Origin of the sequence: Mycoplasma sp. HU2014 (assembly GCF_001199495.1) — a bacterium.
Classification (GTDB): Bacteria; Bacillota_I; Bacilli_A; order Mycoplasmatales; family Mycoplasmataceae; genus Mycoplasma.
This window is the reverse complement of the sequence record NZ_LFYS01000054.1, coordinates 40,771-49,202: the sequence shown is the minus strand read 5'-3', so window position 1 is coordinate 49,202 and position 8,432 is coordinate 40,771. Positions and strand designations below refer to the sequence as shown.

The following is an 8,432-nucleotide window of genomic DNA, read 5'->3' as shown; positions in this document are numbered from 1 at the left end:
TCTATTTTTACCTTGTAATCCTAATCTAGAATTCAAAAGGTAAACTACATAATTTAAAAACACTAAAGATACAAAACATAAACAAATATATCCAACAATATGATTTCATGTTGATAGATACATTGGACGAAGTGACAATTTACCTTTTAACGTTTTAAAATTAGATTCAATTTGTCACTGTTTTGAATATAAATTTACAATATCAACTACAGATAAATCAGTTCTATTTGTTTCATAAACATAATATCCATCGTATTTTTCATCTTCATTTATTTTTGCTACATCCAATTCATAAAAAGCACCTTTATTTATAGGTTTAAAAAACTTATATTTTTTTGAACCAGCTAAATTGTCATAAGAAACTAAATTATCTTTATTCATCTTTTTAATAAAATTTTGAACCAAGATATCTCTATCATTTTTATCTTTTATTGCACGTTTTTTACTAAAAGTTATTATCTGTTTTCTGAAATGACCGTTTGGTCGTTTTTTATTGTAAAAAGAAGCTATATCACGAACTTTATATTTAAAAGAACCATCAGTTATATAATTTTTTTCATCTAAAACGTATTCTTTAAACTGTTTGCTACCAGCTTTCATCTTATAAGAAATTATATAGTTTCAATTTTTAGATTCTAAGAATCTAATATTTCTATTAACACTCATACATTTATCAGCAATAATAGTTACTGTGTTTATTTCATAAAGGCCTGCAATTTCAAGCATAAAGGGAATAAATGTATTTGAATCAGTGCTATTTCCAGGAAAAACTTTGTAATGTAATGGAATTCCGTTTTCATCGGTTGCCATTCCTATTACAATTTGATCTTCTTTGAATTTTCCATCCTTTGAATAACCAGGCTTTTTAAACCCTTCTCTTGAAAATGTTTCAAAATATGCGGTTGTTGCATCAAATCACAAAACATCGATTTTTCTATTTGTATTATCACAAATCTTTTTATTTAAATTTTTTAGGATTTCATCTTTGTTTTTAGCAATATAGTCTAACGATCTATAAAATGAATTTTTTGAATGAGTATCTATTCTTTCTTTTTTTATTGTTTTGTAAGTGTTAAATACGCTAATCGGATTTTTAATTCTTTGATAAATTAATTGCATAATAACATCTTTTAGTGTTGTTGATCTTGTAGTAGAACAATTATCAAAAATATCGAAATAATCAAAGAGTTTTTCAATAATCTCGTAACCTTTATACCTTTCTATAACCTCTTTTTTCAATGATTTTTTCTCTTTGAAGATTTCATCTAATTTTGTTTTAGCTTGTTCTTTTGTTCAAGATAGTGGGAAGTTTGCAATAATTGCTTTAATCACAGTTAGCGGATCATCGTGATATTCTTTCAATTCATGTAAATAACCATAACCAAATCTGAATTCATACCCCTTGTTATCTCTTCTCGACACCCCAATTGATAAATATTCACCCTTCTTAACTCTTGCTATTGATGTTCTTCATTGTCTTTTTGTATCTTTTCTTGACTTTTTCATATTTCTATTATATCATATTTAAGCATAAAAGTATAGATATTTATATTTTTTTAAAAAATATAGCTACTAAAAACGTGCTGTTTTTGTAACTAAGTGGGAAACGTAGGATAAGAGACAGATATTCTAATCGTGAAGATCAAATAGTGAGTTAAAAAAGGTGGAATTTTCTTTCTTTCCACCTTTTTGTTTATTTAAAACTTTCCCAAAAAATTAACTATATAAGACCTTGTTTATTATCTCTTCATTCTTTTTAGCAACTCTTGTTAAGTATCAAATATCAGGTTTATCTGGTATTTGAACTTTTTTATATTGTTTAAAAATTTTCATTATTTCTCTATATGTTTTAGTTTTAAATAAACCTGCATCTTCAAATTTATTTTTAATTCTATAACCAATAATTAATGTAAGCATATTGATAAATTCATCTGCATAAACACTTAAATCATCATGAACTTTAACTGAATCAAGTTCCAAAGTGTTTTTGTAAAAGTCATTAACAAGTTCAATTTCCCATCTTTGCTTATACATATTCAAGGCTTCTTGACATGCTATGTCTTGGTCAGAAACATATGCAATAGTGCCAAATTTGTGTTTCATTTTGTCATATCTTTCTTTTGAGAATTTTTTGCTTGACATAAAGTCGTGTTCTTCTTTGAATGCTCTTTTAACATCTCTAAAACAATAATAATATTTGTCTTCATAAAATACTTTTTTACATCATGTTGGATTCTCTTTATCGTCAAGTTTTTCTGACATATTATAAGCATCAATTTTATCTAAAATTTTCGAGGATCTTTTTAAAGGGTGTATAAAACCAATGTTTGCAAAGCGTTCATTATTCATTGCTTTGTCACCAATTACAATTCCTTTTGTTATACCTGTTTTTTCTAAGAAATAAGGAAAACTAGTGACATCTACACAATTTCCGGGATATGGAAGAGAACAAATTACATCTTTTGTCGATACATTGAAAGCAACTATAATGGATATGTTTTTACTGTTTTTAATTTTTGATTTGAAAGAAAAGTCATTTAAAGAATTAATTCTACTATTATTATTTTTTAACATCCCATCAATAGCAATTCTGTTATCATAATCAATTTTTTTAACTCTGTTTCTAATGAATAAAAGCGCTTTTCCATAATCAAGACCAACTGATCTTAGAAATTTAGAAATATTATTTTTACTTAGTTTTAAGTTTTGAAATTCATTAGAAATAAAAGATTCTTCGTATGTTTCTTCTAAGTTGCTATATGATATTTTTGGATTTATAGAACGTAATAATGAAATTGCATACAAGTGATTGGCAAAATCTGATGTATAAACTTCTTTTAGATCACTTAAAATATCTTGTGAAACCGATTTAGCTAATTCATAATCACCATAATATTTAAAGCTAATCTCCTTTTTAATTCCTTCTTTTTTAATAAACTCACCATCAATGATGTGTCCTATCACTTTACCCTCTTTTGGTTGGTTAGAACCGTTTTTTCTTACACAACCAACTCTTTCAATTACAGCTCATTTTGAACCAGATTTTTTAATTACAGTATTCTTTGGTCTTGGAACTTGTCGTATCTCTAGTGGTACTACCATGTTAACCTCCTATATAGTTAATTATATAGTTAAATTATAGCATAATTAAGTAAGATTTTAAAATATTTTTTATAAATTTCTGGAATAAAAAACGAGATATTTTAATTAAAATCTCATTTTTTATGCAATAACTGCTTTTTTATTATATTTTAAGATGTTTGTATAGTTAATTTATGCGGTAAACTTTTGTTTATTATAAAGTTATTTCCTTTATAAATTCTCAGATTAATTCTGAAGCTTTTTTAATAAAATCTTTGAATTGTAAAGAATTAGGTTTTTCTTCAAATAAAACATCACTAATAACTTTTACTGAAACAATATCTTTTTCAAATAGTCTTGCTGTGTGAAAAAAACCTGTACATTCCATATCAATAACATCAATATTTTCATCTATTTTGTTTATAAATAAATCAACGTGTTTTTTATTACATATAAAAATATCAGATGAGGCAATATTAACTTGACTAACAATTCTATTATTTTGTTTTACATGTTCAAATAGTTGATTGTTTTGTCCAAAAAATTCTTCCATTTTTGGAACTTGACCATATTTATACCCAAATGCAGTTGCATCAGCACAAGAATAAAATGCTTTTTTTACAATAACAAAATCTTGTTGTTTTAATGATTTATTTAATGAACCACAAGTTCCTATATTTAAAATTTGATCTATATGATATTTTGATAAAATGTATGATAATCCAACACTAGCATTAACTAACCCTATTCCTGTAATTGCAAATAATATATCGTTTGATTCATATAATTTAACAATTTCATTATTTTCTATTAATTTAGTTGATGAATGTAAAATAGATTGTTCTAATTCTTCATACATTGCACTTATTACTAATTTTTTACTCATTAATTTCACCTAAATAATGTTTAACTGTTTCTATTAATTTTAATCCTATACTATTAATTCCGTGCTTTTTAATAGCTACTTTATATTGATTTTCTAATAAAGTTTTGAAACCTTTTTCTAAATCTTCAAAACATAATTTACGAAGTTCTTCAACACCTTCATAATCTCGTTCGACACTTATTTTATCTGCACAAAATACAATCATATCTAACATAGACATATTTTTGCTTCCAACTGTGTGATTAAAAACAGCATTTAAAATTTCTTCATCTTTTATTAATCAATCGTATTTTAAATGTAAATACCCTGTATAAGAATGTCAAACCGGAAAAGGTTCATTTAATAACTCAGGTAAATACTTATTCAAATATTGTTCTTGTTTTTCTTTATCTCATCTTTTTGTTATATCATGTAAAGTTCCTGCTACCAATGCTTTTTGTGCATCTACATTTCATTTCTTAGCTAATTCATATGACATTTGTCCAACATTTTTACAATGAACATATCTTTTTTCATCCATATGTTTTTCTAATCTTTCATGCATATATAACAAGTTAAGATTTGTGTAATTATTTATTTCTGGTATTTGTTTATCTAGATTTATTAAGTTTCTAATATCAGTTGAAGATAAATTATTGTTTTTGAAATCAAACATCTCTAAATCGTATTTTAAAGCAATTTGTTTATTATAATTATCGCTTCTTTTAAAAACTTTAAATTTAATTAATTTAATTAACTCATCAAAATTATTTCATTCTTCGAATCGATCTAATTGATCAGATCCCATAATAAAACAAAATTCATATTCAGGATATTTTTCAATCATATACGAAACTGTTTCGTATGTTTGAACAGATCTGTTAGCTTTTATTTCATAATCATTTATAAAAATAAAATCATATTTATTTTTAATAATTTCTAACATAGCCATTCTATGTTCAACTGAACTATTTTGCTTTGATTTAAAAGGATTTAAAAAAGTTGGTATTAACCAAACTTGATCAAAACCTAATTTTTGATAACATGCTTTAGCTATATTTACATGATCTGTATGTATTGGATCAAAACTACCTCCAAATAATGCAATTTTCTTTTTCATCATTGATCACCTTTAAAATTAGTTATTTATTGTGTAAGAAAAGGAATTAAAGATAGTCTTTTTTTCTTTCTAATTAACATATAAGGAATAAATACTATAAATAATACAATAGCTAGTATTATAAAAAATACAATAAGACATTGTTTATTAGCTTGTTTTTTTGATTCTTTAATTTCTTCTGAAGATAAAATTTCATAACCATAATATGAAGAGATATTTCCTTTTCTTCATTTAATTGAGATTAATGAAAACACATGAAATAAAATTGTTGCTATTAAAATCACTCCAACAATAATAATTTCAGAAATAATTTGTTCTTTATTTTGACGTTTAAATATTTCATTAATTCCTATCATTATTCCAAGGGTTAATGATCCATATAAATAAATAGTTGAACATAATCAATTTATATAAATTGGTCCTTTAATTAAGTATCTATAATGTTTAATTAAAAAGAATGGTATAGTGTCTTTTCCTATTAATAAATTTGTTTTATAAGTTCTAACACCTAATAAAATTTGTCTATAATCAACTAAACCGATAATCAAAATAATTAAACCTATAAAACCAACAATTCCCATAAGAATAGGATTAGGAATATATGCTTTATCAATACCTAAAATATCAGTTTTTTCATTAGCTGTAAAATAAACTATTAAAAAAAATGCTGATATAAGAACTAGTAAAATCCCTATTAATTGAATACCTAAAATTCTATATTTTTCCATTCTAATTTCTTTTGCAATTTGATCAGGCATTTCGACATTATCTAATTCTTTTCTAGAAAATTTAGGAAGTAACAAAGGGTTTTTATTTTGTGATGAAGTTTGATCGGTTAAATTATGTTGTTGAGTATTAACTGCTTCTTTTAAACTTGTTTCAGTAAAATGATTCTCATTTAACAAATTAAAAGAATCTGTTTTTTTACTTGTAATATCATCCATAAACTAAACCCTTCTCTCTTCTTGTAATTGAGATTTTTCTTGTTTTATATTTTCTATAATAGAAACTATTTCATCATCAATGTAATTCAATTGTTTTTGAATTTCTGTTTTTTTTAATTTTGTATTACTTTTTCTTCTTCTAAATGAAACAAATAAGATTATTAAATAACCCATCAGTGTGAAACAACCTATAAAAATAAAAATAGATAAAATTGTTATAAAGTTTACATTAATACCAAAAATTTCAATACCTGAAGCATATAGTATCATGTAAATCACTTCCGTTTCTAAATTTATTTTAACATGTGAGAAAAGTTAATATTCTAATAGTGTTAATAGATTTCTAAAAAGACTAGTTCAACTAGTCTTTTCTATTGTATGGTTTAGGAGCTTTGGCAATATTTCTTTTATGCTCGCTAATTTTATGTAAATAATCTATTCTTTCTTTTAGTTTTGGATCTGAATTATTTCCTAGTAGATAACTATCAATTTGATCATAACTAAATCCAATTTCAGCTTCATCTGTTTGATTTTCTCATAATCCTGCTGTAGGTTGTCTTGTAATAATTGATTCTGGTACATTTAATAATTTTGCAGCTTGTTTAACTTCTGATTTTAATAAATGAATAATTGGAACAAGATCAACTCCGCCATCACCAAATTTTGTAAAGTATCCTATGTGTCATTCATCTAAATTATCAGTTCCTAAAACTAAATATTTTTTAGTTTGAGCTATTGTGTATAAAGTTGTCATTCTTAGTCTTGCTTTTGCATTTGACATAGATAGCAAATTAGGTTCTTGATCTAAGTTTGAAAAACTATTTTTAAATATATCAAATGTAGGTTTTAAATCAACTTCTACATTTTTTAAATCACATTGTTGAACTAATTCATTTGCACATTTATAGTCTTCATCACTTGAATAAATTGGCATCCATACAGTTAGATAGTTTTCAGGGAATGCTTTTTTAGCTAAATTAGCCACAACAGCTGAATCAATTCCACCACTAATTCCAACCACAACACCATCAGCTTTAGCTTCTTTTACAGATTGTTGGATAAATTCAACTAAATAATTTAAATAATTTTCTAATTTATTTGACATATTAATCCATTCACTCCAATTCATAATCAAACACTTTAACAAAATCACCTTTTTTTATTCCACGTTCTTCTAACGTTTTATAAACACCTGTGTTTTTTAATTTTTCATTAAACATTAATAAGTTATCATCGGTTCAAATAGGGAATTTTTGATATATTTTTAGAATAGTATCACCAGAAATTTCTCATTTTCCATTTCCTCTGTTGATTACTTGAATATCTGGTTTTTCTTCTTCTAGTGTATAAATTGCAATATCTTCATTTGATTCTTGATTTTCCATTTCTCATAAAGGAATATCTTTAGCATCTTTTAAAACATCATAAATCTTAAATAAGAATTGATCGATATTTTCTTTTTTTAATCCTGAAATTTGTACGGTGTTTTTATCTTTAAAATAATTAATAATTCTTTCATCTAACATGTTTATTTGAGCTTCATCTAAATCCATTTTATTTAGAACAATAATTTCAGGACGTTTTTCTAGATTTAGATTATATGCAGTAAGTTCTTCTTTAATTAATTCATAATTTTGAATTACATCTTCAGTTCCATAATTTCCTGACATATCTAAAACATGACAAATAACTCTACATCTTTCAATATGTTTTAAAAATTGATGTCCTAGTCCTTTTCCTAAACTGGCTCCTTGAATTAATCCAGGAAGGTCAGCTACAACAAATGTATCACCATTTTTAGTTCTAGCAACACCTAGTTGTGGGTTTAATGTAGTAAATGGATAATCTGCAACTTCAGGTTTTGAATTTGATATAGCTCTTAATAAAGTTGATTTTCCTGCATTTGGTTTTCCAACAAATCCAACATCAGCTAAAACTTTTAATTCTGCTTTGATTTCAAATTCTTGACCAGGTTCTCCTGCTTCAAAAATAGTTGGAGCTTTATTTCTAGAGTTTGCAAATCTTGCGTTTCCTCTTCCACCTTTTCCACCTTTAGCAATCATAACTAGTTTTTGATCTTTATTAATATCTGCTAAAATTTCACCAGTTTTTGAATCAAAAAGTACTGTACCAACTGGAACTTTAATGATTTTGTCATCACCTTTAGCTCCATGCATGTTCTTTATATCACCTTTTATACCGTCTTCAGCTTGATATTTTTTTTGTAATTTTAAATCAAGTAATGAATGTTTTCCTGAATCACCTTGAAAATAGACTGATCCACCATTTCCACCATCTCCACCATTAGGACCACCATTAGGAACAAAAAGAGCATGATGAAAACTAACCGCACCATCTCCACCTTTTCCAGCTTTAACAACAAAATTGGCAGTATCAATAAATTTCATTTTAAACACCTCTT

At 25.4% G+C, this 8,432-nt stretch carries 8 protein-coding genes; all 8 read right to left on the bottom strand.

The genetic code is table 4. The features are described 5' to 3' along the window. The coding region (locus AB668_RS03280; RefSeq protein ID WP_050517606.1) for an IS1634 family transposase at positions 1-1,506 on the bottom strand (1,506 nt) is incomplete at its 3' end. Positions 1,507-1,716: 210 nt separating this feature from the next. Continuing rightward, complete coding sequence (locus AB668_RS05835) at positions 1,717-3,102, bottom strand: transposase (protein ID WP_050517605.1); 1,386 nt, start codon at positions 3,100-3,102, stop codon at positions 1,717-1,719. 193 nt (positions 3,103-3,295) lie between these two features. Beyond that, positions 3,296-3,967, bottom strand: coding sequence for a 5'-methylthioadenosine/S-adenosylhomocysteine nucleosidase (gene mtnN, locus AB668_RS03270; protein ID WP_152908047.1), 672 nt, complete (start codon positions 3,965-3,967; stop codon positions 3,296-3,298). Beyond that, complete coding sequence (locus AB668_RS03265) at positions 3,960-5,066, bottom strand: nicotinate-nucleotide adenylyltransferase (protein ID WP_050517604.1); 1,107 nt, start codon at positions 5,064-5,066, stop codon at positions 3,960-3,962. The genes mtnN and AB668_RS03265 overlap by 8 nt, the downstream gene beginning before the upstream one ends. Positions 5,067-5,092: 26 nt before the next feature. After that, a complete protein-coding gene (locus AB668_RS03260) occupies positions 5,093-6,010 on the bottom strand; it encodes an MSC_0882 family membrane protein (protein ID WP_152908046.1) in 918 nt (305 codons plus the stop codon). 3 nt (positions 6,011-6,013) lie between these two features. Then, the gene (locus tag AB668_RS03255; protein ID WP_050517603.1) at positions 6,014-6,280 is read right to left on the bottom strand and encodes a TIGR04561 family membrane protein; all 267 of its coding nucleotides are present in this window, start codon (positions 6,278-6,280) and stop codon (positions 6,014-6,016) included. A gap of 91 nt (positions 6,281-6,371) precedes the next feature. Beyond that, a complete protein-coding gene (nadE, locus tag AB668_RS03250) occupies positions 6,372-7,115 on the bottom strand; it encodes an NAD(+) synthase (RefSeq protein ID WP_050517602.1) in 744 nt (247 codons plus the stop codon). A gap of 1 nt (position 7,116) precedes the next feature. Then, complete coding sequence (obgE, locus tag AB668_RS03245; protein ID WP_050517601.1) at positions 7,117-8,418, bottom strand: GTPase ObgE; 1,302 nt, start codon at positions 8,416-8,418, stop codon at positions 7,117-7,119. Positions 8,419-8,432: the final 14 nt, after the last annotated feature.